Here is a 313-nt window from a genome sequence, read left to right on the forward strand (position 1 = left end):
TTCTCTTTCAGCCGGGTGGGCTGATGGGACACCTCTGCACGGTTGTTCAAGCCCTTGTGCTGTCGATGCTCAACCTCCGGCATGATGTCTTGTTTGGCCGCGCCGTAACTCTTGAGCTTGTCCGTGATCATGACGCGCGGAGTGTAGCGCAAACCCTTTAACAGCTTGCGCAGGAAGCGTTTGGCGGCATGACGGTTCCTTCGGCTTTGCACCAGAATATCCAGGACCTTGCCCTCCTGATCGACAGCCCGCCATAGGTAATGGCGCTGGCCATTCATGGAAAGGTAGACCTCATCCAGATGCCATTTATCCC

1 protein-coding gene is annotated in these 313 nt (G+C 55.9%); it reads right to left on the minus strand.

What is annotated here, in order from left to right; all coding sequences use genetic code 11:
- Positions 1 to 313 (minus strand): DDE-type integrase/transposase/recombinase (locus PZA18_RS24495; RefSeq protein WP_284103494.1); only part of this gene is annotated, 313 nt, incomplete at both ends.

It is taken from the genome of Parachitinimonas caeni, assembly GCF_030129945.1.
Lineage (GTDB): Bacteria > Pseudomonadota > Gammaproteobacteria > Burkholderiales > Chitinimonadaceae > Parachitinimonas > Parachitinimonas caeni.